Origin of the sequence: Enterococcus sp. DA9 (assembly GCF_008000875.1) — a bacterium.
GTDB classification, from domain to species: domain Bacteria; phylum Bacillota; class Bacilli; order Lactobacillales; family Enterococcaceae; genus Enterococcus_B; species Enterococcus_B lactis.
Genome location: NZ_CP042839.1, coordinates 1752403 through 1778753 on the forward strand (window position 1 = coordinate 1752403; position 26351 = coordinate 1778753).

Annotated in this window: 28 protein-coding genes; 23 read left to right on the top strand and 5 right to left on the bottom strand. The window is 38.6% G+C overall.

Annotated elements, in window-relative coordinates; genetic code table 11:
- Positions 1-50: 50 nt before the first annotated feature.
- From FTX43_RS09375 to FTX43_RS09405, 7 genes are all read left to right on the top strand, one after another.
- Positions 51-584 carry a 5-formyltetrahydrofolate cyclo-ligase gene (locus tag FTX43_RS09375; RefSeq protein WP_002320135.1) on the top strand — a complete coding sequence of 178 codons (534 nt, stop codon included), beginning with the start codon at positions 51-53 and terminating at the stop codon, positions 582-584.
- Positions 585-603: 19 nt separating this feature from the next.
- Entirely contained in the window at positions 604-1302 is a 699-nt protein-coding gene (locus FTX43_RS09380) for a rhomboid family intramembrane serine protease (RefSeq protein WP_002308868.1), read from the top strand.
- Positions 1303-1322: 20 nt separating this feature from the next.
- Positions 1323-1535 (top strand): YqgQ family protein, encoded by a 213-nt coding sequence (locus tag FTX43_RS09385; RefSeq protein ID WP_002293902.1) that lies wholly within the window; start codon positions 1323-1325, stop codon positions 1533-1535.
- The gene (locus tag FTX43_RS09390; protein WP_002308870.1) at positions 1535-2497 is read left to right on the top strand and encodes an ROK family glucokinase; all 963 of its coding nucleotides are present in this window, start codon (positions 1535-1537) and stop codon (positions 2495-2497) included. The genes FTX43_RS09385 and FTX43_RS09390 overlap by 1 nt, the downstream gene beginning before the upstream one ends.
- Before the next feature lie 17 nt (positions 2498-2514).
- Positions 2515-2910: a rhodanese-like domain-containing protein gene (locus FTX43_RS09395; protein ID WP_002308872.1), complete on the top strand. Its 396-nt coding sequence runs from the start codon at positions 2515-2517 to the stop codon at positions 2908-2910.
- Positions 2911-3073: 163 nt separating this feature from the next.
- On the top strand, positions 3074-3439 hold the full coding sequence (locus tag FTX43_RS09400) for a DUF488 domain-containing protein (RefSeq protein ID WP_002308873.1): 366 nt from the start codon (positions 3074-3076) through the stop codon (positions 3437-3439).
- Positions 3436-5247, top strand: a complete 1812-nt coding sequence (locus FTX43_RS09405) for an FAD/NAD(P)-binding domain-containing protein (RefSeq protein WP_147607022.1) — start codon at positions 3436-3438, stop codon at positions 5245-5247. The genes FTX43_RS09400 and FTX43_RS09405 overlap by 4 nt, the downstream gene beginning before the upstream one ends.
- A 62-nt stretch (positions 5248-5309) precedes the next feature.
- Here the strand turns inward: FTX43_RS09405 and FTX43_RS09410 are convergent, their stop codons facing one another.
- Positions 5310-5477, bottom strand: a complete 168-nt coding sequence (locus FTX43_RS09410) for a DUF3042 family protein (protein WP_002288457.1) — start codon at positions 5475-5477, stop codon at positions 5310-5312.
- Between the two features lie 247 nt (positions 5478-5724).
- Between FTX43_RS09410 and galE the strand changes: the two genes are divergently transcribed.
- From galE to FTX43_RS09450, 8 genes are all read left to right on the top strand, one after another.
- Complete coding sequence (galE, locus tag FTX43_RS09415) at positions 5725-6714, top strand: UDP-glucose 4-epimerase GalE (protein ID WP_002308878.1); 990 nt, start codon at positions 5725-5727, stop codon at positions 6712-6714.
- 11 nt (positions 6715-6725) lie between these two features.
- Positions 6726-8210: a UDP-glucose--hexose-1-phosphate uridylyltransferase gene (gene galT, locus FTX43_RS09420; RefSeq protein ID WP_002308879.1), complete on the top strand. Its 1485-nt coding sequence runs from the start codon at positions 6726-6728 to the stop codon at positions 8208-8210.
- Positions 8211-8234: 24 nt separating this feature from the next.
- Positions 8235-9215: a LacI family DNA-binding transcriptional regulator gene (locus FTX43_RS09425; RefSeq protein WP_002313638.1), complete on the top strand. Its 981-nt coding sequence runs from the start codon at positions 8235-8237 to the stop codon at positions 9213-9215.
- Positions 9216-9408: 193 nt separating this feature from the next.
- Positions 9409-10131, top strand: a complete 723-nt coding sequence (tsaB, locus tag FTX43_RS09430) for a tRNA (adenosine(37)-N6)-threonylcarbamoyltransferase complex dimerization subunit type 1 TsaB (protein WP_033607578.1) — start codon at positions 9409-9411, stop codon at positions 10129-10131.
- Positions 10115-10657, top strand: coding sequence for a ribosomal protein S18-alanine N-acetyltransferase (gene rimI / locus FTX43_RS09435; RefSeq protein ID WP_002320134.1), 543 nt, complete (start codon positions 10115-10117; stop codon positions 10655-10657). Before tsaB ends, rimI (FTX43_RS09435) begins: the two co-directional genes overlap by 17 nt.
- 6 nt (positions 10658-10663) lie before the next feature.
- Complete coding sequence (gene rimI, locus FTX43_RS09440; RefSeq protein ID WP_002308883.1) at positions 10664-11128, top strand: ribosomal protein S18-alanine N-acetyltransferase; 465 nt, start codon at positions 10664-10666, stop codon at positions 11126-11128.
- Entirely contained in the window at positions 11125-12141 is a 1017-nt protein-coding gene (gene tsaD / locus FTX43_RS09445; protein WP_002308884.1) for a tRNA (adenosine(37)-N6)-threonylcarbamoyltransferase complex transferase subunit TsaD, read from the top strand. The genes rimI (FTX43_RS09440) and tsaD overlap by 4 nt, the downstream gene beginning before the upstream one ends.
- Positions 12142-12519: 378 nt before the next feature.
- Positions 12520-13209: a CpsD/CapB family tyrosine-protein kinase gene (locus FTX43_RS09450; RefSeq protein WP_002308885.1), complete on the top strand. Its 690-nt coding sequence runs from the start codon at positions 12520-12522 to the stop codon at positions 13207-13209.
- Positions 13210-13270: 61 nt separating this feature from the next.
- Here the strand turns inward: FTX43_RS09450 and FTX43_RS09455 are convergent, their stop codons facing one another.
- On the bottom strand, positions 13271-13972 hold the full coding sequence (locus FTX43_RS09455; RefSeq protein WP_147607023.1) for a Crp/Fnr family transcriptional regulator: 702 nt from the start codon (positions 13970-13972) through the stop codon (positions 13271-13273).
- A gap of 460 nt (positions 13973-14432) precedes the next feature.
- Between FTX43_RS09455 and arcA the strand changes: the two genes are divergently transcribed.
- The 4 genes from arcA (at position 14433) to argS (ending at position 19948) form a co-directional block, all read left to right on the top strand.
- A complete protein-coding gene (gene arcA, locus FTX43_RS09460; RefSeq protein ID WP_002308888.1) occupies positions 14433-15662 on the top strand; it encodes an arginine deiminase in 1230 nt (409 codons plus the stop codon).
- A gap of 90 nt (positions 15663-15752) precedes the next feature.
- Positions 15753-16772: an ornithine carbamoyltransferase gene (argF, locus tag FTX43_RS09465; protein ID WP_002288437.1), complete on the top strand. Its 1020-nt coding sequence runs from the start codon at positions 15753-15755 to the stop codon at positions 16770-16772.
- 114 nt (positions 16773-16886) lie between these two features.
- On the top strand, positions 16887-17834 hold the full coding sequence (gene arcC / locus FTX43_RS09470) for a carbamate kinase (RefSeq protein ID WP_147607024.1): 948 nt from the start codon (positions 16887-16889) through the stop codon (positions 17832-17834).
- A gap of 422 nt (positions 17835-18256) precedes the next feature.
- Positions 18257-19948: an arginine--tRNA ligase gene (argS, locus tag FTX43_RS09475; RefSeq protein WP_002308891.1), complete on the top strand. Its 1692-nt coding sequence runs from the start codon at positions 18257-18259 to the stop codon at positions 19946-19948.
- A gap of 179 nt (positions 19949-20127) precedes the next feature.
- Here the strand turns inward: argS and phnX are convergent, their stop codons facing one another.
- The 3 genes from phnX to FTX43_RS09490 all read right to left on the bottom strand — a co-directional run bounded on the left by phnX (position 20128) and on the right by FTX43_RS09490 (position 22696).
- A complete protein-coding gene (phnX, locus tag FTX43_RS09480) occupies positions 20128-20913 on the bottom strand; it encodes a phosphonoacetaldehyde hydrolase (RefSeq protein ID WP_002308893.1) in 786 nt (261 codons plus the stop codon).
- Positions 20906-21997: a 2-aminoethylphosphonate--pyruvate transaminase gene (phnW, locus tag FTX43_RS09485; RefSeq protein WP_002329346.1), complete on the bottom strand. Its 1092-nt coding sequence runs from the start codon at positions 21995-21997 to the stop codon at positions 20906-20908. Before phnW ends, phnX begins: the two co-directional genes overlap by 8 nt.
- Positions 21998-22216: 219 nt before the next feature.
- On the bottom strand, positions 22217-22696 hold the full coding sequence (locus FTX43_RS09490) for an arginine repressor (protein WP_002316352.1): 480 nt from the start codon (positions 22694-22696) through the stop codon (positions 22217-22219).
- Positions 22697-23052: 356 nt separating this feature from the next.
- Here FTX43_RS09490 and rpsB point away from each other — a divergent pair, with 356 nt between their 5' ends.
- The 4 genes from rpsB (at position 23053) to frr (ending at position 26232) form a co-directional block, all read left to right on the top strand.
- A complete protein-coding gene (rpsB, locus tag FTX43_RS09495; protein WP_002293880.1) occupies positions 23053-23835 on the top strand; it encodes a 30S ribosomal protein S2 in 783 nt (260 codons plus the stop codon).
- Positions 23836-23932: 97 nt separating this feature from the next.
- On the top strand, positions 23933-24814 hold the full coding sequence (gene tsf, locus FTX43_RS09500; RefSeq protein ID WP_002293878.1) for a translation elongation factor Ts: 882 nt from the start codon (positions 23933-23935) through the stop codon (positions 24812-24814).
- A 135-nt stretch (positions 24815-24949) separates the two neighbouring features.
- Complete coding sequence (gene pyrH, locus FTX43_RS09505; RefSeq protein WP_002293877.1) at positions 24950-25672, top strand: UMP kinase; 723 nt, start codon at positions 24950-24952, stop codon at positions 25670-25672.
- Between the two features lie 2 nt (positions 25673-25674).
- Positions 25675-26232, top strand: coding sequence for a ribosome recycling factor (gene frr, locus FTX43_RS09510; protein WP_002293875.1), 558 nt, complete (start codon positions 25675-25677; stop codon positions 26230-26232).
- The last annotated feature ends 119 nt before the right edge of the window (positions 26233-26351 follow it).

Below are 26351 nucleotides of genomic sequence, written 5' to 3' on the forward strand. Positions count from 1 at the left end.
TTTTTCCTATACCATTTTATGAGAGAAGGAAAGGTGATTTTTTGGAGCAAATGAAAGAAAAATTACGCCGGCAAGGAATTGAAAAGCTGAAAAATCTGGCCAAAAGCGGCAAGAAAAAGGGCAAAGAACAGCGAATCTATGAACAGCTATTCGCAAGCGAGTACTGGAAGTCGGCACAAGTGATAGGGACGACTTTGTCAAATGAAATTGAGCTGGATACACAGCCGATTATCCAACGGGCGAAAAAAGAACAAAAGAAAATAGTTGTTCCTAAAACTTTACCAAAACGACAGATGGCGTTTTATGAAATGGATGAACACACCATTTTTGAACGTTCGAGTTTTGGCGTTCTTGAGCCACAATCAGAGAAGCTTTATTTGCCGGAAATGATCGACCTCCTCATTGTACCAGGGATTATCTACAATAGAGCCGGTTATCGTATTGGTTTTGGCGGTGGTTATTACGACCGGTATTTAAAAAATTTCCATCGAAAAACATGCAGCCTCGTTTTTCGAGAACAATTGAATGAACAATGGCAACCGGAGAGTTTTGATCAGAAGATCCAACAATTATTTATTGACTAAAATGAAATGGGAGGTTTTCATGAATTATCAACAGCAAATAAAAATGCGTGCATGGTTGAGGCGACCGTTATGGACCTATGTTTTTTTAGGGATACAGACAATAGTCTTCATTATAATGGAGTTGTTTCCGCGTCTTGAAATTCCTTATTATACTGGAATGTATGGTCCTTATCTTGTTCACTTCAATGAATGGTGGCGCTTAGTGACACCAATCTTCATCCATTTTGGAGTGATGCATTTCGTCATGAACTCACTGATATTGTATTTTATGGGGCAACAAATCGAGGCAATATACGGTCACTGGCGGTTTTTCCTGATCTATATGTTCAGTGGGATAATGGGAAATACAGCAAGTTTTGCTTTCAACGAAGCGAATGTTTTGTCTGGTGGTGCAAGCACCTCGATATTCGGGTTGTTTGGTGCGTTGTTTATTTTAGGATTTCATTTTAAATATAATACGGCGATCCAACAACTAGTCAGACATTTTCTTTTATTTATTGCGATGACATTTGTTTTTGGTCTTCTTGACACCTCTGTAGATGTTTGGGGACATGTCGGCGGACTGGTGGGCGGTTTAGTATTAGGAAATATTTTAGGGCTACCGAAACAGCAGACAAGCTATTCGATACACCAGAAGATTCTTTCTACACTAGTTTTTGTATTTCTTTTTGTAATATGTATTTTACTGGGTTTAAAAAAATATGGTTTACTTGTATAATATGAAGGAAGTGCTTAAAGATGGAGAGCTTATATGATGTACAGCAGCTGTTCAAAAAATTTGGCATCTTTATCTATGTGGGTGCACGCATCTATGATATTGAATTGATGACTATTGAATTGCGGAATCTGTATGATAGCCGTTTGATCGATCATGATACATACATGACAGCGTGGCGCATATTAAAAAGAGAGCACCGAATTGAAGAAAGCCGAAAGAAAGGAAATTTGTAATGGACAAGAAAATTATTGGGATTGATTTAGGTGGAACAACAGCAAAATTTGCAATTTTAACACCAGAAGGAGAGATTCAACAAAAATGGAGCATCGATACCAATATTTTGGATGATGGCAAACATATCGTTCCTGAAATCATCGAATCAATCAACCATCGATTGAATTTATATAATATGAAAGCCGAAGACTTTATTGGAATCGGTATGGGTACTCCAGGAAGCGTGGACAGTGACGCTGGAACAGTTATTGGTGCATATAACTTGAACTGGACAGAAGTACAATTTGTGAAAAAACTGATTGAAGCAGGGACAGGAATCAAATTCGCTATCGATAATGATGCGAATGTGGCTGCTTTAGGTGAACGATGGAAAGGTGCTGGAGAAAACGATCCAGACGTTGTATTCGTTACTCTAGGAACAGGTGTTGGCGGTGGTATCGTTGCTGGCGGGAATTTGATCCATGGCGTGAGCGGAGCAGGCGGAGAGATCGGCCATATCACTGTGGATCCTGAAGGGTTCGAATGTACTTGCGGTAAACGCGGATGTTTAGAAACAGTATCTAGTGCTACTGGTGTGGTACGTCTAGGTCGTTACTTGGCAGAAGAATACGCAGGAGATTCAAAACTGAAAGCAATGTTAGATAACGGTGAAGAAGTAACAAGTAAAGATATCTTTGAAATGGCTCAAGAAGACGATCCGTTTGCATTGATGGTTGTTGATCGCGTATGCTTCTACTTAGGTTTAGCTTGCGCCAACTTGGGGAATACATTGAATCCGTCAAGTATTGTGTTAGGCGGCGGAGTATCGGCGGCAGGAGAATTTTTACGCAGCCGTGTAGAGAAATATTTTAAAGAATTCACTTTCCCACAAGTAAGAGAATCAACAAAAATCAAATTAGCAGAGCTTGGAAATGAAGCTGGTGTCATTGGCGCTGCCTCATTAGCCTTGAAATTTGCTTAAAAAAACGGAGGCATTACATGGTTTTATGGGTAATTAATATCATTTTGCTATTGATTGTGCTTGCAATCATCTTTTGGGAAGTCTATCTACGAGTAATGGCCAAGCGTTCAGCAACGACTTTGACAGAAGAAGAGTTTCGAGAAGGAATGAGAAAAGCACAAGTAATCGATGTTCGCGAAAAAGATGTGTTTGATGCAGGGCATATCTTAGGTGCAAGAAACATCCCTTACACTGTTTTGAAAGATTCACTAGGATCGATTCGAAAAGACCAACCTGTCTATATCTACGATCAAAAGAAAAGCTTGAGTATCCGTACGGCAAATAAATTACGTAAAGCAGGTTATAAAGAGATTTATTTGCTTAAGGGTGGTTATGACGGCTGGTCTGGAAAAATCAAAAGCAAAAAAGTATAAAGCATATATTTTTATGACAGCTTTGGAAAAACTAGATCAATAATCAGGTATTGACTAAGAAAAAATGAACGACGCGTGGATAGTTGTGTCGTTCATTTTTTATTTTATGCTATTATCTACATATAAAATATAAAAGAAAAAAGGCAGAAAGAAGGAAACAACTATGATTAAATTAAAGCGTGTTTACCTTGATGCTGAAGAAGAGGATGGCTTTCGGATACTCGTGGACAGGCTCTGGCCGCGAGGGCTTTCAAAAGAAAAAGCACACTTGGATCTATGGTTGAAAGAAATTGCGCCTAGTAATGAGGCACGCAAAGCTTTTGACCATGTACCAGAACGTTTTGCTTCATTTGCAAAGAAATATCAGCAAGAATTGTCTTTTGAAGAAGAAAAGACGCGAGCTGTTTCCGAACTCACCCAACTTATGAAAGAACATCCAGTCATTACTTTTGTTTATGGTGCAAAAAACGAGCACCAGAACCATGCCGTTGTGTTAAAAGAATTTATCGAAAAGGAGGTGTACAAATGAAAATAGGGATCATTGGTGCCGGACCTAGAGGATTAAGTGTAGCAGAAAGGATTCTCCATAATAATCAGGGCAGATATTCTCTTGAACTTATTCTTTTTGATCCAGAAGGTCCAGGCGGTCGAGTTTGGCGATTGAATCAGCCCCCAGAATTATTAATGAACTCTGTTTCTCAACAAGTGACGCTTTTTACAGACGAAACGTTGTCCAGTGGGGGAACGGTAATGCCGGGACCTAATTTGTTTCAATGGAGTAAAGGACCTGCTACAGATTATATCGAACAGACGGTAACCAAAAATAAGCAACTATTTATAGAAGAAATTAACCGTCTGGAAAAAGATCAGCAATCTACTCGTTGCCTATACGGACTTTATCAACGCTGGTTTTTCTCAAAGTTGCAAGAAGAATTTCCAGCTTCTACTCAGCTTGTCTATTCTTTAGTGAAAAAGGTCAGCAAAGAAAAAGACGGTTTCCTATTACAGACAGATCAGCAAAGCTATCCTGTTGATCAGCTCATTTTAGCGAGTGGTCATTGGGAAAATGATCAGACAGAAGAGGAAAGAGCTTGGGTAGACTATGCAAAGAAAAATGATTTACTGTATCAGCTTCCTTCTAATCCTGCAGATGTCGATCTTTCAAAGATACAGCCAAAAGAAAATGTCTTTCTAAGAGGGCTTGGTTTAAGCTTTTTTGATTATGTCGGATTGTTTACGGTATCAAGAGGAGGGCGCTTCGAAAACAAAAAGGGAAAATTGGTCTATCATCCATCCGGCAAGGAACCGATTATATACAGCGGGTCAAGAAGAGGTCTGCCTTACTATCCTCGAGGGAGAAATCAAAAGCAAGGCGGAGCAATGGCATGGCCACGGCTACTTACAAAAGAAAACCTTGAGCGATGGCATCGATCGGGACTTTTGACTGGCGAAACATTTTTTGACTATCTGAAAAAAGACTCTGAGTTGTTTTATTACAAGAAAATCATCGAAGAACATCACTTGCCGATTTCAAGGAAAACTTTTGATCATGATTTTCTTTCCCTCTCCTCAGAAGAGTGTCTTGGAAAGTATACAGCATTACTTCCATACAAATGGTCTTGGTCGTATCTAGAAACTCCTCTTACCTATCAGGATGAGTCCTTTGCAGAAGCTAGCCGAGCATTTATTGAAGGACAGATAAAAGAAGCGGAAAAAGGCAATTGCACAGGGGCATTGACTTCGACATTTGATGCATTGAAAGACTGGCGTGATCCAATCCGGCAGGCTATTGAATGGCACGTTTTTTCTGCTAAGGAATACAAAGAAATACTGTGGGGATGGTTTACTCATCTAAACAGCTTTTTAACGATTGGACCGCCAGTTATTCGGACGAAAGAGTTAGCAGCACTGATAGATGCGGGTATTTTTCATTTGATCGAACCGCCACTTGATATTCAGCAAAAGCAAAACCACTATGTTATTTCTCTACAAGATAAAGAAATCAGCAGTCGCTATTTGATCGAAGCTCGTTTGCCACAAACAAGCTTTTCTCGTTCAAGTAATCCTGTCATAAAAAATTTGAAGGAAAATAAACTTGTTCGCCCTTTTTCGTTTTCAGATAATACAGGAAGTTATCATTCAGAAGCTATAGATGTTGAGCGAGGTACGAATCGCGTGATTGATGCTTCCGGGAAAATCCAGTCTGGCTTTTATTGCTACGGAATACCAGTTGAAGGTGTGGATTGGTTAACTGCAGCAGCAGCTAGACCTTATACAGATCCATGGAATTTGAGACAAGCAGATAAAATAGCACAACTTATATTGACTGACAAATAAAAATACGCATGAAGACTTATCTGTTCTTTCACAAGTCTTCATGCGTATTTTTTAAATAATTATTAACGAGAAACGCGTTTGCGCATTGCTTTTTTACGATTTTCTTCGATCATTGCTTCTTTTTCGTCAATCGGATCGATCACTGTTTTTTTCACAGAAGCGACCAAACCAGCAACGGCAGCGGCTGTTGCCAAGCTGCCTACTAATATTCCAGATACAAATTTTTTCATTGAATCCACCTCATTTATTATTTGTTATATCTATTATGGAACAAAAGAGAAAAAAAGGCTAGTTTTACGTTTGTTTGTAAACCTTTGCAAAAAATCCTTGAAAATGTTTACTAAATGTTTTATTATAAATTTACCAGATAAATTTACGAAATTTTACTTTCTTCTTTTCCACCATAAAAGTAGACTTCGCTTTTTTAATTATATAGAATCAACAAACACAATTTCACTAATCAAAGGAGTGTTTTTTATGACAATTTTAGTACTAGGCGGAGCCGGCTATATCGGTTCGCACGCTGTAGACCAGCTAGTTCAAAAGGGGTATCAAGTAGCTGTGGTAGATAATTTACTCACAGGTCACAAACAAGCAGTACATCCAGATGCTCATTTTTATGAAGGAGATATTCGGGATAAAGAATTTCTACGTTCCGTATTTGAAAAGGAACCGATTGAAGGAGTAATCCATTTTGCTGCAAGCTCTTTAGTAGGAGAATCTGTCGAAAAACCATTGATGTATTTTAACAACAATGTATACGGTATGCAAATCTTGCTTGAAGTCATGCACGAGTTCAACGTGAATAAAATCGTATTCTCTTCTACTGCAGCAACTTATGGAGAGCCGAAAGAGTCTCCAATCACGGAAAATACACCAACTAATCCTAAAAACCCGTATGGTGAAAGCAAATTGATGATGGAAAAAATGATGAAGTGGTGTGATCAAGCGTATGGCATGCGCTATGTCGCTTTGCGCTACTTCAATGTAGCCGGAGCAAAAGCAGATGCATCTATCGGAGAAGATCATACACCAGAAACGCATCTTGTCCCAATCATTTTACAAGTAGCTCTTGGCCAAAGAAAAGCATTGGCTGTTTATGGAGACGATTACGATACACCAGATGGAACATGTATTAGAGATTATGTTCAAGTAGAAGACTTGATTGCCGCGCATATTTTAGCTTTGGAATACTTGAAAGAAGGAAACGAAAGCAACTTCTTCAATTTAGGCAGTAACAAAGGGTATTCGGTCAAGGAAATGTTAGAAGCAGCTAGAGAAGTGACAGGGAAAGAAATCCCGGCAGAAATAGCACCAAGAAGAGCTGGAGATCCTAGTCGATTAGTCGCTTCAAGTGAAAAAGCGAGAGAGATTCTGGGCTGGAAACCTGAATACACAGATATCAAAGCAATTATCAAAACAGCATGGGATTGGCATGTCAGCCATCCAAATGGTTATGAAGAATAGGGGAATGAGATATGTCAATCAGTCAAACGATTTGTGATTTTGCCACACTTGCGATCGAAGCTGGCGGATGGATGGAAATGGACCGCTTATATTTACAGAATCGTCTTTTAGGGATGATAGGAGAAGACGCTCTAGAAAGCGTCGAAGTAAGACCAGTTAAGGAAGAATCAGTAGACTTATTGGATCAGTTTGTCGCTAAGGCAAGAGAAAATGGTGTGCTTTCAGAATTACCAGCAGAACAAGAGATTTTTGAAGCACAATTGATGGATTTTCTTACACCGCCGCCTTCCGTTGTCAATGCATTCTTTGCACAGCATTATTCAAAAAGCCCAGAGGAAGCAACTGATTATTTCTTTGATTTAAGTAAGAAAAATGATTACATCAAAACAAGAGCCATCGCTAAAAATATCAAATTTCCAGCAGAGTCAGCATATGGTGAATTGGAAATCACGATCAATTTATCTAAACCAGAAAAAGATCCAAAACAAATTGCGGCAGAACGTGAGGCAGCCAAAGTAGATTATCCTACATGTATGCTGTGCATGGAAAATGAAGGATATAGAGGACGCTTGAATTATCCAGCCCGTACCAATCATCGAATCATTCGAATGAATCTAGATGGTGAAAGCTGGGGATTCCAATATTCTCCTTATGCTTATTACAATGAGCATTCGATCATTTTATCAGAGCAGCACCGTCCAATGAAAATTTCAAAGGAAACATTTGTTAGACTGCTTCGGATTACTGAAGTCTTGCCTCATTACTTTGTTGGTTCAAATGCTGACTTGCCAATTGTTGGAGGATCGATTCTTTCTCATGATCATTATCAGGCAGGACGTCATGAATTTCCTATGGCAAAAGCACCAATAGAAAAACTCATCAAATTAGCAGATTATCCGCAAGTCATCGCAGGAGTTGTGAAATGGCCGATGTCTGTGATCCGTTTGCAATCAACAGATAAAGAGTTGCTGATTGAAGCAGCTAATTCAGTGTTGGAAAAGTGGAAAGAATATTCGGATGAAACAGTAGAAATCCGGGCTTTTTCAGCAGATGGTACACCACACCACACGATTACGCCAATTGCACGAAGAAGGGACAATTATTTTGAGCTGGACCTTGTCCTTCGAGACAATAATGTTTCAGATGAGCATCCTGATGGTATTTTTCATCCGCATAAAGATGTCCAACATATCAAGAAAGAGAACATTGGATTGATCGAAGTAATGGGGCTTGCTGTTTTACCACCTCGTTTGAAACCGGAACTAGCAGAAGTAGAGCGGTTCTTATTGGGAGAAGAAAACCAGATGGCTGAATATCATCGTCCATGGGCAGAACAGTTGAAAAAAGAGCATCCTGATTTGACGAAAGATGCAGTCACTGATGTTGTACAAAAAGCTGTAGGTCAGGTTTTTGCTCGTGTCTTGGAAGATGCTGGGGTGTTCAAGCGAGATGAAAAAGGACAAGCAGCGTTTGAGCGGTTTACTGCGATTTTATAAACGGAAAAAAAGGAGGAGAGACAAATGGCAACAATTAAAGACATTGCTCAGTTGGCAGGAGTTTCTCCTGCTACTGTTTCAAGAGTGCTCAACTACGATCCTGAACTTTCCGTCGGCTTAGCCACAAAGCAAAAAATTTTTGAAGCAGCGGAACGCTTGAATTATACGAAGCACCGCAAAAATGCAGCAAATGCTAAGCAAACCCTTCGTCTGATCCAATGGTACGACGATACAGAAGAACTTGAAGATCTTTATTATTTGTCTATTCGTTTAGGAATCGAAAAAAAGGCAGAAGAAGCAAACGTTACTTTGTTGAAAGAAACGTGGGATTCTATTAGTGAGCTTCCAGCGGATGGAACGATCGCATTAGGGAAATTCGATGAAGCTCAGCTGTTGGATTTGAAACAATCCCAACAAGCCTTGCTTCTGGTAGATTCTGATGGCACTTCTCAAGGAATCGATTCTATAGTTGTCGATTTTAAGTCGAGTGTTCAAAAAGTCATTGAGCACTTTGTTTCCCAGAATGCACAACATATAGCGATGCTTGCTGGAACAGAATATACAAAGAAAAACCATCAGCGACTAAGAGATCCTAGAATCATGGCATTCCAACAAGTTTTAGCAGAAAAAGGCTACGACGAAGGTTTAATTATCGAAGCAGATTTTTCTGTCGAGTCAGGCTATCAAGCGGTTAAAAAATATTTAAAAACAAATGAGCAGATTCCTGATGCACTTTTTGCGGCTAATGATGCATTAGCGATTGGCGCGCTGAAAGCGATTCAAGAAACAGGTTTAGCGGTGCCAGAAGATATTTCCGTGATGGGTTTCAACGATGTCAGTGTAGCGAAATATGTGACACCCTCTCTTTCTACTGTGAAAGTTTATACGGAATGGATGGGAGAGCTAGCAGTGGAGACAATCCTTCAACTAAGTAATTCCAAAGCACCCGTTTCAAGAAAAATCATTGTTGAAACAGAGTTGATTGTTCGAGAGTCGACGAAATAAAAAAAGAAAAAGTTGTGGTAAAGTGTCGTGATACCGCAACTTTTTTTGTGTATGTAAGAAAGAAACTAGATTTGCCGGTCAGCAGATAATCATGTATCATTGTACTAGTTTTGCCTTTGATATTTTCATCATTGGAATAAAAAAGTATGCTACAATGGAAGGCGAGAATGTTATAGCAGAAAGGAACAAATATATGATTACATTAGGAATAGATACTGCAAATCAAACTTTGGCGATCGGTGTGGTGGAAGATAAACAAATTCTTGGGCAAATACAGACAAATATCAAACGCAACCACAGTGTGACGCTGATGCCTGCCATTGACCAATTGTTTGCAGATCTTCAAATGAGTCCCCAAGACATTGACCGAATCGCGGTTTCTGATGGTCCTGGTTCTTATACAGGACTTCGTATAGGTGTAACGACAGCGAAAACGATTGCTTATACACTAGATAAAGATCTAATAGGAGTATCTAGCCTGAAAGCCATCGCGGCTAATTGTGTCGGGGTGAATAAAATGATTGTGCCCATGTTTGATGCTCGAAGAAAAAATGTCTATGCTGGGGCATACCGCTGGAAAGAAAATAGATTAGAAACTGTACTTGAAGATGTACATATTGCTGCTTCTGATTTGTTTGCACAACTACAAGAGCTGAATGAAGCTATTTATTTTGTTGGGAGTGATTGTCATAAATTTATCTCTGAAATAAAAGAAATGCTGCCTGATGCGATGATTAATACAGTTCCATCATGGGATATCCCAAGCGGTGTGACTGTGGCTCAATTAGGTGCGTTGGATGAACCAGTTGCAGATAAACAAGCTTTTCTCCCTCGTTATTTAAAACGAGTAGAAGCTGAAGAGAAATGGTTAGAGACGCACACGCCTGGAGACGAAAGCTATGTTGAAAAAATTTAAAGCATATGCTAGAAGCCTTTTTCAAGATAAAATGATCTATACAGAAAAAACAATCGAACAAATCGATCGTCGCTATATACTAAGAGAATTGACTATAGAAGATATCAAAGAGCTATTGGATGTCGAACGAGAAGTCTATAATGGCGAGTTGCCATGGACCAAAAGTGCCTTTATGTCAGAATTGAAGTCACCACTTCCTCATCTATATTTAGGGATCTTTGATAATGGAAGAATGATCGGATTTGTCGGCTCAAGAGCGTTCGGTTTAGATTGCCATATCACGAATATTGCTGTTCGACCGGCATATCAGCGAAAACGAATTGGTTCGCTGCTTATTGACGAAATTGAGAACTTTGCTATAATGAATCGCTGTGAGACGATGTCATTGGAAGTACGCCTGAGTAATCAGGATGCGCAAAGACTTTATCGGAAATTAGGGTTTCAAGCTACGACAATCAAAAAAAGATATTACACTGAAACAAAAGAAGATGCGTTGGATATGATAAAAATTTTAGAAAATGAGTGAGATTAGTTGATTTGCAGAAAAAAAGATTTTGATGAAGCATATTTGGCAGAATGCGTATGGGCAATTAGCGAAAATGCTTATCCATATGGCTCACCTTGGACGAAGATGCAGTTTTTGACAGATATCCAACAGCCCCACACAGATTATCTTCTTTTAGTTGAAGATAACCAAATCTGTGGTTTTGTCGGGTATTCGAAAGTAATGGATGAAGTCGAAATCACAAATATCGCTGTTGCAGTTTCAGAACAAGGAAAAGGCTATGCACGGCATTTACTACATCTGCTGATTGCGGAACAAATAAAAGATTCGCTGCATGTTTTTTTAGAAGTACGTCTGTCTAATGAAGCAGCAAGAAAACTTTATGAATCAGAAAAGTTCCGTATATTAGGTAAACGGAAATCATATTATCGCAATCCGACAGAAGATGCGATCATTATGAGCAGAAAGTTAAAAACGGAGACGATGAAATGAATGAAGAATTGATTCTGGCAATTGAATCAAGTTGTGATGAAACGAGTGTAGCGGTCGTTAGAAATGGAACAGAGATCTTATCTAACATCGTTGCTTCCCAAATAAACAGTCATAAACGTTTTGGCGGAGTGGTGCCTGAAGTAGCTAGCCGCCATCATGTAGAACAAATAACCTTATGCTTGGAAGATGCACTGGTAGAAGCTGGTGTATCGGCAGAAGATTTATCGGCAGTCGCTGTCACTTATGGGCCTGGACTCGTCGGCTCTTTGTTGATTGGTATTTCTGCAGCTAAGGCTTTTGCTTGGGCACACCAATTGCCTCTGATTCCTGTGAACCATATGGCAGGTCACATTTATGCCGCACGTCTGGTCAAACCATTCCAGTTTCCATTGATGGCACTTCTTGTTAGCGGAGGACATACAGAATTAGTCTATATGCAAGAAGATGGATCATATGAAATCATTGGGGAGACAAGAGATGACGCAGCAGGAGAAGCTTATGACAAAGTTGGAAGAGTATTAGGTCTTTCTTATCCAAGTGGAAAAGAAATCGATCAGCTAGCTCATCAAGGAAAAGATAATTATCATTTTCCACGAGCGATGATCCATGAAGATAATTATGATTTCAGTTTTAGTGGATTAAAAAGTGCATTTATCAATTTGGTGCATAATGCACAACAGCGTGGAGAAGATCTAGACAAAAATGATTTAGCAGCTAGCTTTCAAGCAAGTGTGATTGATGTATTGATTACTAAAACACTTCGAGCTTGTCAAAATTATCCAGTCAAGCAACTGGTTGTAGCTGGAGGTGTAGCGGCCAATCAAGGGTTGCGTGAAGGATTGCAAGCTGCTCTGTCAGCTAAACTTCCTGAAGTAGAATTAGTGATTCCGCCTCTGAGACTTTGTGGAGATAATGCTGCAATGATTGGAGCAGCAGCACATGTGGAAATGCAAAAAAGAAATTTTGCCAGCTATCAGTTGAATGCTGATCCAAGCTTGGTTTTATCTGAATAAATAAAAGAGAGTGTAAAAAAACTGCCCTGCATCAAGTTATAAGAACAGCAAAGAAAAAAACAGCTTCACATGTTTTTGACTTGGTTGAACTTATTACCGTAGATGCAAACTTTTGAACACTATTTATTGTAATAAGGGTTGTGACAGATTTTTGTCACAACCCTATTTTTTTGCCTGTTTTTAATTAATTGTGTTATTTAAATTTATAATATAGCTTGTTTTAGAAGTGTTTCATGCCGATATCTGTAATAAAAAAATAGTTATTATATAAATTGTGTTCGTTTTTTTCCTGTGCTATGATTAATTCAATAAATCATAGGATTTATTCGTATACATAGAAAGTCTAGATACAAAATGAAAAAAGAAAGTAGAGAGAATATGAAGAAAAAGAAAACATCTGCCCCTCCGGTTCCTTTAGTTGCATTAGCTGATCAATCAATTACTGCCGAGAAATATCGAACGATCCGGTCCAACATCCAGTTTGCAGCGATTGATCGTGAATTGAATACATTGGTCATCACTTCTTCTGGTCCAGATGAAGGGAAATCTATTACTGCCGCTAATCTAGCAGTAGTTTTTGCAAATAGTGGAAAACAGGTCTTACTTGTAGATGCCGATTTGAGGAAACCAACTGTAGCGTTGTCTTTTCAATTGCCGCATAATGAAGGATTGAGTAATTTACTTAGTGAGCGTGAACGGATAGCGGACGATTACATAACTGAAACACATATAGAAAATCTTTGGGTCTTGCCCAGTGGTCCAAAGCCGCCGAATCCTTCGGAAGTTTTAGGGACGAAAAGAATGGAAGAGATAATAGAGGAACTGATACTTGACTTTGATCTGGTCATTTTTGATATGCCTCCGGTAGCAACTGTAACGGATGCTCAAATCCTTGCAGCAAAAACGGATGGAACGCTACTTGTTGTCAGAGAAAGAAAGACAAAGAAACAAGAGTTGTTAAAAGCGAAAGAACTGTTGCAGATTGCAAAAGCAAATATATTAGGTGTAGTTTACAATGGAACAAAAAAAGAAAGTGATCTCACTTATTATTACCAATCATTTGAATAGACGAAACGAAAAGAAACAGTGATCCCGATAAATATCAGGATCGCTGTTTCTTTTTGTCGCGTTATTCTCTCAAAGCTGGAGTAGTAGCGGTCTTACAGAAAGTAAAATGCTTTTTTTGATAATCTAACAATCCTGAATCACGTAGTTGTTTGATTACTTGTCCAGCAGTTTCACGTGTCGTACCGCTATTCACTGCTAATTCTTTTAAGGTAATTGGATAAGGAATGGTGATATGACCGTCTTCTGTTGGTACGCCAAGTTCTTCTTTCAAAATGAATAGATTTTGTTTCACTCGATCAAAAGCACTGGAGGTTAATCCAATTTGGATACGTAACTCATGTATTTCGACTACTTTAGAAATTTTTTGAATCATATAGATCAGTTGTTCAGGATTTTTTCGTGCTAATTTTTCATAGTAGGAAACAGGAAGATAGAAAGTTTCGATATCAGTCATCGCTTGAGCTGTATAAGTGTAGGTCTCTTCTCCAAACATTCCTGACATAGGAAAAAGGTTATTGGTAGTCACGTAATCATAATAATAATAGGTGGCACTTTCATCGTAACGTTCTAAACGAACAAGTCCTTTGGTCAAGATATATAGCCGTTGTCTAGAATCTCCATCATCAAAAAGGATTTGTCCTTTCTTATAGGAACGAAGAACAGTATGTTCCTTGATCTGTTGGAACTCTTCATCCGAGAAATGTTCAAAATCAGGTTGATATCTGAGTTTTGAAAAGTGAAAATCGATTTTATTAACACGCATTAAAAAGTCCTCTCCTTATTGTTCACTATATTTATTGTTACTTTTTTTAAAGAATTTGTAAAGTTTTAACACATCTGAATTAAACATAAGTTTTAATACTTTACAAATTTGATTTGTTATTATGTAAAAAATATACATTCGCATCGAATAATTTATTTTGAAGATAAGTATTTGTGTATAAAAAACAATAATAATACATATAGCAAACGCTAACAATGTTAGTATAGTTTATTTTTATGATTTATTCAAAAAAATTTTTTAGATGAATAAATATTTTTTTGGAAGTGTATACAGAATAAAAAATGAATAAATTACGCTTAAAATTAGAAAAACGTTTAATTATTTAATTATCGAATATTAATGTGAGGGATGTCTCATTTTGAATGAGACAAAATTATGAAAGTGATTACAAAAGGAGGCTATCCTATACATGTAATCAAAAAGAAGGAGGCAACACAACATGGATAAACCTATTCACGTTTTCTCTGAAATAGGGAAATTAAAGACAGTTTTACTGAAACGGCCTGGACAAGAAGTGGAAAATTTGACACCAGATATTATGGATCGTCTGTTGTTTGATGATATTCCATATCTTCCGATTGCTCAAGAAGAACATGACAACTTTGCAAAGACCTTGCAAAACGAAGGCGTTGAAACTCTTTACTTGGAAAAATTAGCAGCAGAAGCGATTGACGCAGGCAACGTCAAAGAACAATTCTTGAATAAAATGTTGGATGAATCTCATATCGCATCGAATGCAGTAAGAGATGGTCTTCATGAGTTCCTTCTATCAATGGAAACACAAGAAATGGTAGATAAAATCATGGCTGGGGTTCGTACAAAAGATATCGAAGTACGTTCTAGCAGCCTATATGATCTTTCAGCAGACGACGACTATCCATTTTACATGGACCCAATGCCAAACTTGTACTTTACACGCGATCCTTCCGCATCAATGGGAAATGGGATGACCGTCAATAAGATGACTTTTGAAGCACGTCGTCGTGAATCGATGTTTACAGAATATATTTTGAAACATCATCCAAGATTTGCCAATAAAGGGATCGAAGTATGGTTGGATCGTGAAAATCCAGATCATATCGAAGGTGGAGATGAATTAATCTTAAGCGATAAAGTAGTAGCAGTTGGGATTTCTCAACGAACAAATGCAAAAGCTTTAGAAAAATTAGCACGCCATCTATTCGCAAAAAATTCAGGATTTGAAAAAGTATTAGCAATCAAAATCCCGAACAACCGTGCAATGATGCATTTGGACACCGTATTCACAATGGTAGACCATGACAAATTCACTATCCATCCAGCAATCCAAAGTAAAGACGGTAAGATGGATGTCTTTACGATCGAACCAGATGGTGATGATATCAAGATCACTCATTCAGATAACTTACACGAAACGATGAAAGCTGCTCTTGGATTAGATGATCTTGTATTGATTCCAACTGGTAATGGGGATGAGATCGTTGCCCCTAGAGAACAATGGAATGACGGATCCAATACATTGGCAATCGCTCCAGGTGTCGTAGTCACTTACAATCGGAATTACGTATCGAACGAATTGCTTCGTAGCTATGGTATCAAAGTGTTGGAAATCAATTCAAGTGAATTGTCACGAGGTCGTGGCGGTCCACGTTGCATGAGTCAACCACTTGTCCGTGAAGACTTGAAGTAGTTTATAACCTGACGACAGTCTTACTGTCAGCTGTCGTCAGGATTTCCTCTTTAATCTTAAATAAAAACAATCTAAAGGAGAATGTTTAATATGAAAGAATCAGTATTCCAAGGAAGAAGTTTATTAGCAGAAAAAGATTTTACAAAAGAAGAGTTACAATATTTGATCGATTTTTCAGAACACTTGAAAGACTTGAAAAAGCGTGGGATCCCACATCACTATCTAGAAGGAAAAAATATCGCACTTTTATTTGAAAAAACATCTACACGTACTCGTTCTGCATTTACCACTGCAGCAATCGATCTAGGTGCACATCCTGAATACCTAGGTGCGAATGACATCCAATTAGGTAAAAAAGAATCAACAGAAGATACAGCTAAAGTGTTAGGTCGTATGTTTGACGGAATCGAATTCCGTGGATTCAGTCAAAAAATGGTAGAGGAACTAGCAGAATTCTCTGGTGTTCCAGTTTGGAATGGATTGACTGACGAATGGCATCCAACGCAAATGATCGCTGACTTTTTAACTATCCAAGAAAACTTTGGAACTGTAGAAGGCATCACTGTTGCATACTGTGGGGATGGTCGAAACAATATGGCTAACTCTTTATTAGTAACAGGTGCAATTTTGGGAGCAAACATGCGTATCGTTGCACCAAAAGAATTACAACCTGAAGAAGAAATCGTCAAAATGGCAGAAGGTTTTGCTGAAAAATCAGGGGCACAATTGATGATTACCGACGATGTTGATAAAGGTGTAGACGGAGCAGACGTTCTTTATTCTGATGTATGGGTATCAATGGGTGAAGAAGATAAATTTGAAGAACGGATCAAATTGTTGAAACCTTACCAAATCAATATGGAAATGGTAGAAAAAACACACAATACAGATCGTTTGATCTTCTTGCACTGCTTACCAGCTTTCCATGATACAAACACTGTTTACGGTGAACAAATGAAAGAACGCTTTGGCATCACTGAAATGGAAGTAACAGACGAAGTCTTCCGCAGCAAATATGCTCGTCAATTTGACCAAGCAGAAAATCGTATGCATTCAATCAAAGCAATCATGGCGGCAACATTAGGTAACTTGTTTATCCCTCGCGTTTAAGCATAACCACATTCATCTCACGAAAAAACGAGTCAGCATTGAGGGAAAATCACAAGACGCTGGCTCGTTTTGTTATCTAGAAAATTCAGAAGAACTGAAGAAAGGACGAATGAAATGGCCAAACGAAAAGTAGTTGTCGCTTTAGGAGGCAATGCCATCTTGTCTACGGATGCAAGTGCAAAAGCCCAACAAGAAGCGTTAATGGAAACAGCAAAGTATTTAGTGAAATTTATCGAGCAAGGAGATGAACTAATCATCTCTCACGGAAATGGTCCGCAAGTCGGCAACCTATTGATTCAGCAGCAAGCTGCTGATTCTGAGAAAACACCAGCAATGCCTTTAGATACATGTGTCGCAATGACAGAAGGGTCAATCGGCTACTGGCTCCAAAACGCGATGGGTGAAGTACTGAAGGAAAAAGGAATCGATAAAGATGTAGTTTCTTTAGTCACTCAAGTCATTGTGGATGAAAACGATCCTTCCTTCAAAAATCCAAGTAAACCAGTCGGCCCATTCTACACGGAAGAAGAAGCGAAAGAACAAATGAATGCTGATTCTACTGTGACATTCAAAGAAGACGCTGGACGTGGATGGAGAAAAGTAGTCGCTTCCCCTAAACCAATCTCGATCAAAGAAGCACGTGTCATCGAAACGCTAGTCGAACAAGGAGTTATCACGGTGTCTGTCGGCGGTGGCGGGATTCCTGTTGTAGAAACAGCTACTGGATTAGAAGGGCGAGAAGCCGTGATCGATAAAGATTTTGCTTCAGAAAAATTAGCCGAAATCATCGATGCGGATTTGCTGATCGTTTTGACAGGTGTAGACAATGTGTATGTCAATTACCAAAAACCGGATCAAAAGAAACTAGAAACTGTTACTGTTTCAGAAATGAAACAATACATTGATGAAAAACAGTTCGCTCCAGGAAGCATGCTTCCGAAAGTAGAAGCAGCTATTGCATTTGTTGAAGCAAAATCGAACGCTAAGGCAATCATCACTTCTTTAGAAAATATCGAAAATCTTTTAGCTTCTGAAGAAGGAACGATTATCGTAGCTGATTAATTTGTTAAGTCTTTCGTATTTACGAAATGATTTATAACTATCCAGGTGGTATTTCTTCTCCTTTAGGCCATCTGGATTGTTTTTTTTATTAGAAACGACTAGCCTTTCGTTTTTTTTTCTGATATAATTCAAGAAAGTTTAATAAGATTAAGATTTGTTGAACAAGAGAGTACTTGTATCATTCTTAGCTAGCGAATTCGGAAGTGGTGGAAGCCGAATGAAGGAGATACAACGAAGCGCACTTGGAGAATTCTGTTTTAAACAGACGGTCGTCTACCGATATCAGATGGAGCTGGTCCTTTTTTAGGACAATTGGAGTGGTACCGCGGGAAATCTCGTCTCTAATGATGGCATACTAAGTATGTCGTCATTAGAGATTTTTTTTGTTGAACAAATAAGAGAGTATTTTAGGAGGAATAAAGATGAATAATAAAGATCTTGTCGCAAAAGCTGTCTATGACGTTGTCAAAGACGATTTGACACTTGAACAAGTCGAACAATTACTAGAAAATCCAAAATCAGCCGAACACGGGGATGTGGCATTTCCAGCCTTTTCATTAGCAAAAGTTTACCGAAAAGCGCCACAGCAAATCGCTGCAGATTTAGCAGAAAAAATCGACTCTGCCAACTTTGAAAAAATCGAAGTGGTTGGACCTTACTTGAACTTTTTCATGAATAAAGAACTTATCAGCAAAAAAGTTTTGCAAACAGTAGTGAAAGAAAAAGAACATTATGGGGATAGCAATATTGGGAATCAAGGGACCGTACCGATCGATATGTCTTCTCCAAATATTGCAAAACCAATCTCAATGGGACATTTACGTTCGACAGTTATCGGTAATTCGATTGGCTTCATTATGGAAAAAATCGGATACCAGCCAATCCGCATCAATCATTTAGGTGACTGGGGCACGCAATTCGGAAAACTGATTGTTGCTTACAAAAAATGGGGTTCAGAAGAAGCGGTCAAAGCAGAGCCAATCAATGAACTGCTTCGTTTGTATGTCCAATTCCATGAAGTAGCTGAAACAGAACCAGAATTAAATGAAGAAGCTCGTGCTTGGTTCAAACGTCTAGAAGAAGGCGATGAAGAAGCTATCCAATTGTGGCAATGGTTCCGTGATGAATCGATGAAAGAATTCAACAAAATCTATGATCTACTAGAAGTACAGTTTGATTCATTGAACGGTGAAGCTTTCTATAATGACAAAATGGATGAAATCGTCGAACTTTTAGAAGAAAAACATTTGCTGAACGAAGATAAAGGTGCGGAGATCGTTGACCTTTCTGCTTACGACTTGAATCCAGCATTAATCAAGAAATCAGATGGCGCGACACTATACATCACACGTGACTTAGCTGCCGCATTGTATCGTAAACGTACCTATGACTTCAAGCAATCTCTATATGTAGTAGGGAATGAACAAAGTTATCATTTCAAACAATTGAAAGCTGTCTTGAAAGAAATGGGCTTTGACTGGTCTGACGATATGCACCATATCCCATTTGGTTTGATCACACAAGGTGGTAAAAAATTATCAACTCGTAAAGGAAAAATCGTCTTACTAGAAGAAGTATTGAATGAAGCAATCCAATCTGCTAAAGAACAGATCAGCGAGAAAAACCCTGATTTAGAAAACAAAGATGTTGTAGCTAAACAAGTAGGGGTTGGAGCAGTCATCTTCCATGATTTGAAAAACGATCGTCTCAATACATTTGACTTCAACTTGGAAGAAGTGGTTCGTTTTGAAGGAGAAACTGGACCTTATGTGCAATATACACATGCTCGTGCAGTCAGTCTGTTGGAAAAAGCAGGATTCGTCCCTTCAGAAACAGCAGACTATGCGTTGAATGACGATATCAGCTGGGAAGTAGTCAAATTGGTTCAAAAATATCCTGAAACAGTCTTATCCGCTGGGGAAAAATATGAACCTTCAGTGATTGCGAAACATGCAATCAAATTAGCACAGGCATTCAACAAATACTATGCTCATACGAAAATTTTAGCTGACGATGAACAAAAAGAAGCACGCTTAGCTTTAGTGTATGCAGTGACTGTATTATTGAAAGAAGATCTTCGTTTGCTAGGACTTCATGCACCAGATAAGATGTAAGAAAAAAAGAATGTGAAATCAGTGATCAGCTCCGAGTCACAAGGAACAATTTCAAAAAACAGCTTCTCGTGTTTGTTGGATATTGTGACTTGTGACCGAGGAGTTGGCAGGAGAACACCGTTTATTCGCAATAAGGGCTGTGACAATATTTTTGTCACAGCCCTTATTGCGAATAAAAGTCATTCTGGATTCTTGTCAGCGCACAAAATGTACTCTGTTAACTCCTTTAAGTTATTTACGCAAAGATCAGCACCAGCTTGTTGGAATCTAAGAGCAACAGACTGTTTTAAGCGATCTTTTTCCTCCATCTCTATTTGTTGGTATGCATCATATGAAAGTCCCATCAGCGAACTACCTTCAATCACACCAACTGTAAACACCCCAGCATTTTTTCCTTCTTGGATATCTGAGACCGTATCTCCAACTTTGATTACTTCATCAACCGACTTGTTTTTGAAATGTTGTATGTTTTTATGAATCATATAAGGAAATGGTCGTCCATATCCTTCGACGTCTTCAGAAGTTGCCATAAAGTCTGGTGAATACCCTCCTTTTTTTGCGGTTTCTGCTACGATTGCCATCATAGGAGCAGTAAATCCAGTCGTGGAACCAATATTGATCCCAGCGCTTCTCAACTGCTCGACCGTTTCCAATGTGTCGGGTTTCAAGGTAGAATGCTGGGCCAAATCTTTAAACAGATAATGTTCAAATTGCTGATACAATTCCTCCACCTCTTTTTCCTGAGGTAGTTGTCCATGAATCGCTATCCATTGTTCTTTGACAGAAGGGAGGGAAAGAAGCTGTTGGATATGATCCCATTTTAATTTTCCCATCGGTTCGCGGATCTCTTTGTCAGTCAGTTGGATCCCTTTTTCTAGAAAAGCATTTCTAAAAGCGTGGACAGGAGCCATACAGCCAAAGTCCACAGTTGTTCCTGCCCAATCAAAAATTACAGTTTTAATCATTAATGTTCTCCTTATAGTCTTTGATAATTGCTGTCAGTTCTAAAATGTCTTCTGGATAAATCTCGCCAATATTACCGATACGAAAACATTCATGATCGCTGATCTTCCCAGGATAGATCACAAATCCGTTTTGTTTTAAATGCTGATAGAAATGATTGAAATCAAATCGCCAGTCTTTAGGGTAAAGAAAAGAGGTAATGAATGGCCCCTGATACTCTTGGATGAAAGGCTGGAATCCCATCTCTGTCATTTTTTGTCGTAGCACATGATTATTGGCGAGATAACGTGAATATCGAGTTTCGATCCCTCCTTCTAGCTCTAGTTCCTTCAATGCCTGTTGAAAAGCCAAAACCGTATGAGTAGGGGGAGTGAAACGCCATTTGCCATTCTCGTTTTCCATCACGCGATACTGGTCATACAGATCAAGTGACAAACTTCGACTCACATTTTTTCGCTTTTCTAGTTCCACTTTATTAGCAAGTACAAAAGAAAAACCTGGAACACCTTGAATACATTTATTTGAGCTAGAAATCAAAAAATCGATCCCTAGTTCCGCTACATGAATCGGTATCCCACCAAAGCTAGACATCGCATCTACTATAAACAAAAGATTTCTTTCCTGTACGACAGTAGCAATTTCTTCCAAATCATTTAAAATACCGGAAGTAGTCTCGCTATGGACCATTGCAAGTGCGGAGATAAACGGATTCTCTTCAATCAACTGTGTAATCATATGTGCTTGGGGGATTTGGTGTTCAGGTACTTCATAAACTGCATAGTTTAGTTGCAGATATTTGCACATGGCAACCATTCGTTGACCGTATGCGCCATTTGAACAAATCAGCAAAGTATCTTCTGGTCTAATCACAGTACTTAAAACAGATTCTACCCCAAAGGAGCCGCTGCCTTGCATCAAGACCGTTGTGTATAGTTCTTCCGGTACTTGAGCAAGCTCCAGCAATTTTTTTCTTATCCATTGTGTCATCTCTTTGTATTCTTGATCCCAGGTACAATGATCGGTCAGCATCGCTTTTTTCACTGTTTCAGAAGTCGTTAATGGTCCAGGCGTTAATAATTTATACATGCGATTTCCTTTCATTTCTTTTTTATTGACATACACAAAGAGCAAGACTCTGCTCTTGCTAACATCCAATATAAATGATGAGTATTGTGATTTAATCAAAGTTATGAAAATTTTAAATAAAAACTGATGTATTTTTGTAAAGAGTGTAAAGGTTTATTTAACAAGGAAAATATTGAAAATAAAAAAACACGCATTCCTTATTAGGAACACGTGCTCTGATTAAAAAAGTGATACTTCAGTCGGATGGTGAAGAAATTCTTCTACTCGTTTTGCATCCTCCTCATTTTCTGAGATAATCATGATCGTATCAAATCCAGCAATCGTACTGACGATAGGAGGAGGCTTGATCTCATCTAAAACAGATGCAAATAAATGAGCATTGTCTGGCAAGGTATTAACGATTGTCAAAAAGTGGACTCGTTCGACTTTCAACACAATGTCTTCAATCATTTGAATCAGCCGATCCTCTTCTTCAGTCTTAGTATCAGGAGTACCTTTTTCGCGAAACAACACAAAGCGGGAAATACCGTTTTCATCAGGTGCCTTCACGATTTTCAGATCACGTATATCTCGAGAAATCGTTGCTTGCGTTGCGGTAACGCCATAATGCCCAAGTTTGTTTAATAGTTCTTCTTGCGTACGGATCGGGAATTCTTCAATGACTTGTTTAATCAGCAAATGTCTTTGAGCTTTGCGCATTTTCTTTCTCCTTTACGAAAGATTTCACATGTATCATAACAAAAAAAGAAGGATTGCCCAATAATATTCGTCTTTTATATCTAAAATTATTTTATGGAAAAAGAGAATAAAGAAACAAAGAGAAATCTACTGTTTTTCTTGAATTCTTTTTGTCTTTCAGGTAAACTATTGAATGTTGAGCAGAAAAGTACATTTGCTCTTGCGATATGGATCTTTTGTCTGTATAATAGCTGAGGGTGCTTTATGCATCAGCAAATCCACATTCTTATTGGATTGTCGGTAGGTGCTTGAAAAAGTTTGCCGGCAAGGTAGAAGATAAGAAGAGGGAAAATAAAACCAAATCGGAGGAAACAAACATGGCAGTAATTTCTATGAAACAATTACTAGAAGCCGGCGTACACTTTGGTCACCAAACTCGTCGCTGGAACCCAAAAATGAAGAAATATATCTTCACAGAAAGAAACGGAATCTACATCATTGACTTACAAAAAACAGTTAAATTAGTAGATGCAGCTTATGATTACATGAAGAGCGTTGCTGAAGAAGGCGGCGTAGCATTATTCGTAGGTACAAAAAAACAAGCACAAGAAGCAATCAAAGAAGAAGCAACTCGTGCAGGACAATACTTCGTTAACCATCGTTGGTTAGGCGGAACATTGACAAACTGGGATACTATCCAAAAACGTATCAGCCGTTTGAAACAAATCAATGCAATGGAAGAAGATGGAACTTTTGAAGTTCTACCTAAAAAAGAAGTTGCTGGTTTGAACAAAGAACGCGAACGTCTTGAAAAATTCTTAGGCGGTATCGCTGATATGCCAAGAATCCCAGATGTAATGTACATCGTTGACCCACGTAAAGAACGTATTGCTGTTCAAGAAGCACACAAATTAAATATCCCAATCGTAGCTATGGTTGATACAAACTGCGATCCAGATGAAATCGACGTAGTAATCCCTTCAAACGACGATGCCATTCGTGCCGTTAAATTGATTACTTCAAAAATGGCTGATGCTTTCATCGAAGGAAACCAAGGTGAAGATCAAGTAGTTGAAGAAGATTTCACAGAAGAAAACACAGCAACATCAATCGAAGAAATCGTAGATGTTGTTGAAGGCGACAATTCTTCAGCAGAATAATTTTGAATGATGGAGCTGTTTCAAAGGCTGGGCGACAAGCCTCACTCTCCTTTGAAACAGCTTTTTTTAAAAAGAACACACACAGGAGGAGTTAAACATGGCAGACGTTACAGCTAAAATGGTAAAAGAACTACGCGAAATGACTGGCGTAGGAATGATGGATGCGAAAAAAGCATTAGTTGAAGTAGAAGGCGATATGGAAAAAGCAGTTGATCTTTTACGTGAAAAAGGAATGGCAAAGGCTGCAAAGAAAAATGACCGCATTGCCGCTGAAGGATTAGCTTCAGTTGCTGTGAAAGGTAACACTGCAGCAATCGTTGAAGTAAACTCAGAAACAGACTTTGTATCTAAAAATGAAATGTTCCAAGACTTAGTAAAAGAAATCGCAGAACTTGTTGCTGAAAACAAACCAGCAGACATGGAAGCTGCAATGAAAATCAAAACAGATAAAGGAACGATTGAATCTGATTTGATCGAAGCAACTCAAGTTATCGGAGAAAAAATCAGCTTCCGTCGCTTTGAAGTTGTAGAAAAAGACGACAATGCTGCATTTGGCGGATACTTGCATATGGGCGGACGTATTGCTGTATTGACTGTTCTAGACGGAACAACAGATGAAACAGTTGCAAGAGATGTAGCTATGCACGTAGCAGCTATCAATCCTCGCTATGTAAACGAATCACAAATTCCAGAAGCTGAATTAGAACATGAAAAAACTGTTCTTACAGAACAAGCATTGAATGAAGGCAAACCAGCGAATATCGTTGAAAAAATGGTAGAAGGACGCTTGAAGAAATTCAAAGCAGAAATCGCTTTGGTTGACCAACCATTCGTTAAAGATCCTGATATGACTGTTGAAAAATACGTTGCTTCAAAAGGCGCAACTGTTAAAACATTCGTACGTTTCGAAGTTGGCGAAGGTATCGAAAAACGCGAAGATAACTTTGTAGAAGAAGTTATGAGCCAAGTGAAAAAATAATTCTGTTGAATGACAGACGGGAACGCACGCTTTGTGCGCTCCCTTTTTTTAAGCAAAACAAGAAAAACCAGGCTTAGCGTGTCGAAATCATCTAAGTATGGTAAAATGGCAATAGAAAATATTGGAGGAATGAACATGGTCACACCGAAATATCAGCGTGTAGTCTTAAAATTGAGTGGAGAAGCTTTAGCTGGGGATGCAGGATTTGGAATCAAACCACCAGTAATCAAAGAAATCATCCAAGAAATCAAAGAAGTTCACGAACTGGGCGTTGAAATGGCAATCGTTGTGGGTGGCGGAAATATCTGGCGCGGACAAATCGGAGCACAAATGGGCATGGAACGCGCTCAAGCTGATTACATGGGTATGTTAGCTACAGTTATGAATGCCTTAGCTTTACAGGATACGTTGGAAAACGTGGGTGTACCGACACGCGTGCAAACTTCGATTGAAATGCGTCAAATCGCAGAGCCATACATTCGCCGTAAAGCAGAACGTCATTTAGAAAAAGGACGGATTGTTATTTTTGCGGGCGGTACCGGCAACCCGTACTTCTCGACAGATACAACGGCAGCATTACGCGCAGCAGAAATCGGCGCAGATGTTATCCTGATGGCTAAAAACAATGTAGACGGTGTTTATTCTGCTGATCCGAAAGTAGATGCAAATGCAGTGAAATTTGAAGAACTGACTCATCTGGAAGTGATTGCTAAAGGATTACAAGTCATGGATTCAACTGCAAGTTCACTAAGCATGGATAATGACATTCCATTGCTTGTCTTCAATTTAAATGAACACGGAAATATTCGCCGAGCAATCTTAGGTGAAAATATCGGAACGACTGTAAGGGGGAAATAAAAATGGCAGATGCAATTATGACAGAAGCAAAAGAAAAAATGAAAAAAGCAGCACAAAATCTTCAACGTGAACTTGGGCAAATCCGCGCAGGCCGCGCGAATGCTAGCCTTTTGGATCGAATCACTGTGAATTATTACGGTGCACCAACTCCATTGAACCAAATGGCGTCAATCCAAATCCCAGAAGCACGTGTTTTAATGATCACGCCTTTTGACAAGAGCATTCTTCAAGATGTTGAAAAAGCTATTATGGCAAGTGATATCGGAATCAGTCCTACCAATGATGGAAATGTTATTCGTTTGGTTATCCCACAACTGACAGAAGAACGTAGAAAAGAATTAGCTAAAGATGTGAAAAAAGAAGCAGAAAATGCAAAAATCGCGATTCGTAACATCCGTCGTGATGCAATCGATGAATATAAAAAACAACAAAAAAATGGTGACATTACCGAAGATGATTTGCGTGGACTAGAAAAAGACGTACAAACATTGACAGATAACAGCATTAAAGAAGTAGATAAGATCGCTGCTGATAAAGAAAAAGAATTATTGGAAGTTTAATAAAACCATAAAAACAGAGGGGCGGATCATTCCGCTTCCTCTGTTTTTATTTATGTTTCTTTTATTTAAAGATTAAAAAAAGAAAAAATTATTCAGTTTTTAAATAAAAAAACAATGAT

Excerpts from the sequence above, each read along its gene's own strand:
- FTX43_RS09375 (WP_002320135.1), top strand. The coding sequence starts at position 51 with ATGAAAGAAAAATTACGCCGGCAAGGAATTGAAAAGCTGAAAAATCTG.
- FTX43_RS09380 (WP_002308868.1), top strand. The coding sequence starts at position 604 with ATGAATTATCAACAGCAAATAAAAATGCGTGCATGGTTGAGGCGACCG.
- FTX43_RS09385 (WP_002293902.1), top strand. The coding sequence starts at position 1,323 with ATGGAGAGCTTATATGATGTACAGCAGCTGTTCAAAAAATTTGGCATC.
- FTX43_RS09390 (WP_002308870.1), top strand. The coding sequence starts at position 1,535 with ATGGACAAGAAAATTATTGGGATTGATTTAGGTGGAACAACAGCAAAA.
- FTX43_RS09395 (WP_002308872.1), top strand. The coding sequence starts at position 2,515 with ATGGTTTTATGGGTAATTAATATCATTTTGCTATTGATTGTGCTTGCA.
- FTX43_RS09400 (WP_002308873.1), top strand. The coding sequence starts at position 3,074 with ATGATTAAATTAAAGCGTGTTTACCTTGATGCTGAAGAAGAGGATGGC.
- FTX43_RS09405 (WP_147607022.1), top strand. The coding sequence starts at position 3,436 with ATGAAAATAGGGATCATTGGTGCCGGACCTAGAGGATTAAGTGTAGCA.
- FTX43_RS09410 (WP_002288457.1), bottom strand. The coding sequence starts at position 5,477 with ATGAAAAAATTTGTATCTGGAATATTAGTAGGCAGCTTGGCAACAGCC.
- galE (WP_002308878.1), top strand. The coding sequence starts at position 5,725 with ATGACAATTTTAGTACTAGGCGGAGCCGGCTATATCGGTTCGCACGCT.
- galT (WP_002308879.1), top strand. The coding sequence starts at position 6,726 with ATGTCAATCAGTCAAACGATTTGTGATTTTGCCACACTTGCGATCGAA.
- FTX43_RS09425 (WP_002313638.1), top strand. The coding sequence starts at position 8,235 with ATGGCAACAATTAAAGACATTGCTCAGTTGGCAGGAGTTTCTCCTGCT.
- tsaB (WP_033607578.1), top strand. The coding sequence starts at position 9,409 with ATGATTACATTAGGAATAGATACTGCAAATCAAACTTTGGCGATCGGT.
- rimI (WP_002320134.1), top strand. The coding sequence starts at position 10,115 with ATGTTGAAAAAATTTAAAGCATATGCTAGAAGCCTTTTTCAAGATAAA.
- tsaD (WP_002308884.1), top strand. The coding sequence starts at position 11,125 with ATGAATGAAGAATTGATTCTGGCAATTGAATCAAGTTGTGATGAAACG.
- FTX43_RS09450 (WP_002308885.1), top strand. The coding sequence starts at position 12,520 with ATGAAGAAAAAGAAAACATCTGCCCCTCCGGTTCCTTTAGTTGCATTA.
- FTX43_RS09455 (WP_147607023.1), bottom strand. The coding sequence starts at position 13,972 with ATGCGTGTTAATAAAATCGATTTTCACTTTTCAAAACTCAGATATCAA.
- arcA (WP_002308888.1), top strand. The coding sequence starts at position 14,433 with ATGGATAAACCTATTCACGTTTTCTCTGAAATAGGGAAATTAAAGACA.
- argF (WP_002288437.1), top strand. The coding sequence starts at position 15,753 with ATGAAAGAATCAGTATTCCAAGGAAGAAGTTTATTAGCAGAAAAAGAT.
- arcC (WP_147607024.1), top strand. The coding sequence starts at position 16,887 with ATGGCCAAACGAAAAGTAGTTGTCGCTTTAGGAGGCAATGCCATCTTG.
- argS (WP_002308891.1), top strand. The coding sequence starts at position 18,257 with ATGAATAATAAAGATCTTGTCGCAAAAGCTGTCTATGACGTTGTCAAA.
- phnX (WP_002308893.1), bottom strand. The coding sequence starts at position 20,913 with ATGATTAAAACTGTAATTTTTGATTGGGCAGGAACAACTGTGGACTTT.
- phnW (WP_002329346.1), bottom strand. The coding sequence starts at position 21,997 with ATGTATAAATTATTAACGCCTGGACCATTAACGACTTCTGAAACAGTG.
- FTX43_RS09490 (WP_002316352.1), bottom strand. The coding sequence starts at position 22,696 with ATGCGCAAAGCTCAAAGACATTTGCTGATTAAACAAGTCATTGAAGAA.
- rpsB (WP_002293880.1), top strand. The coding sequence starts at position 23,053 with ATGGCAGTAATTTCTATGAAACAATTACTAGAAGCCGGCGTACACTTT.
- tsf (WP_002293878.1), top strand. The coding sequence starts at position 23,933 with ATGGCAGACGTTACAGCTAAAATGGTAAAAGAACTACGCGAAATGACT.
- pyrH (WP_002293877.1), top strand. The coding sequence starts at position 24,950 with ATGGTCACACCGAAATATCAGCGTGTAGTCTTAAAATTGAGTGGAGAA.
- frr (WP_002293875.1), top strand. The coding sequence starts at position 25,675 with ATGGCAGATGCAATTATGACAGAAGCAAAAGAAAAAATGAAAAAAGCA.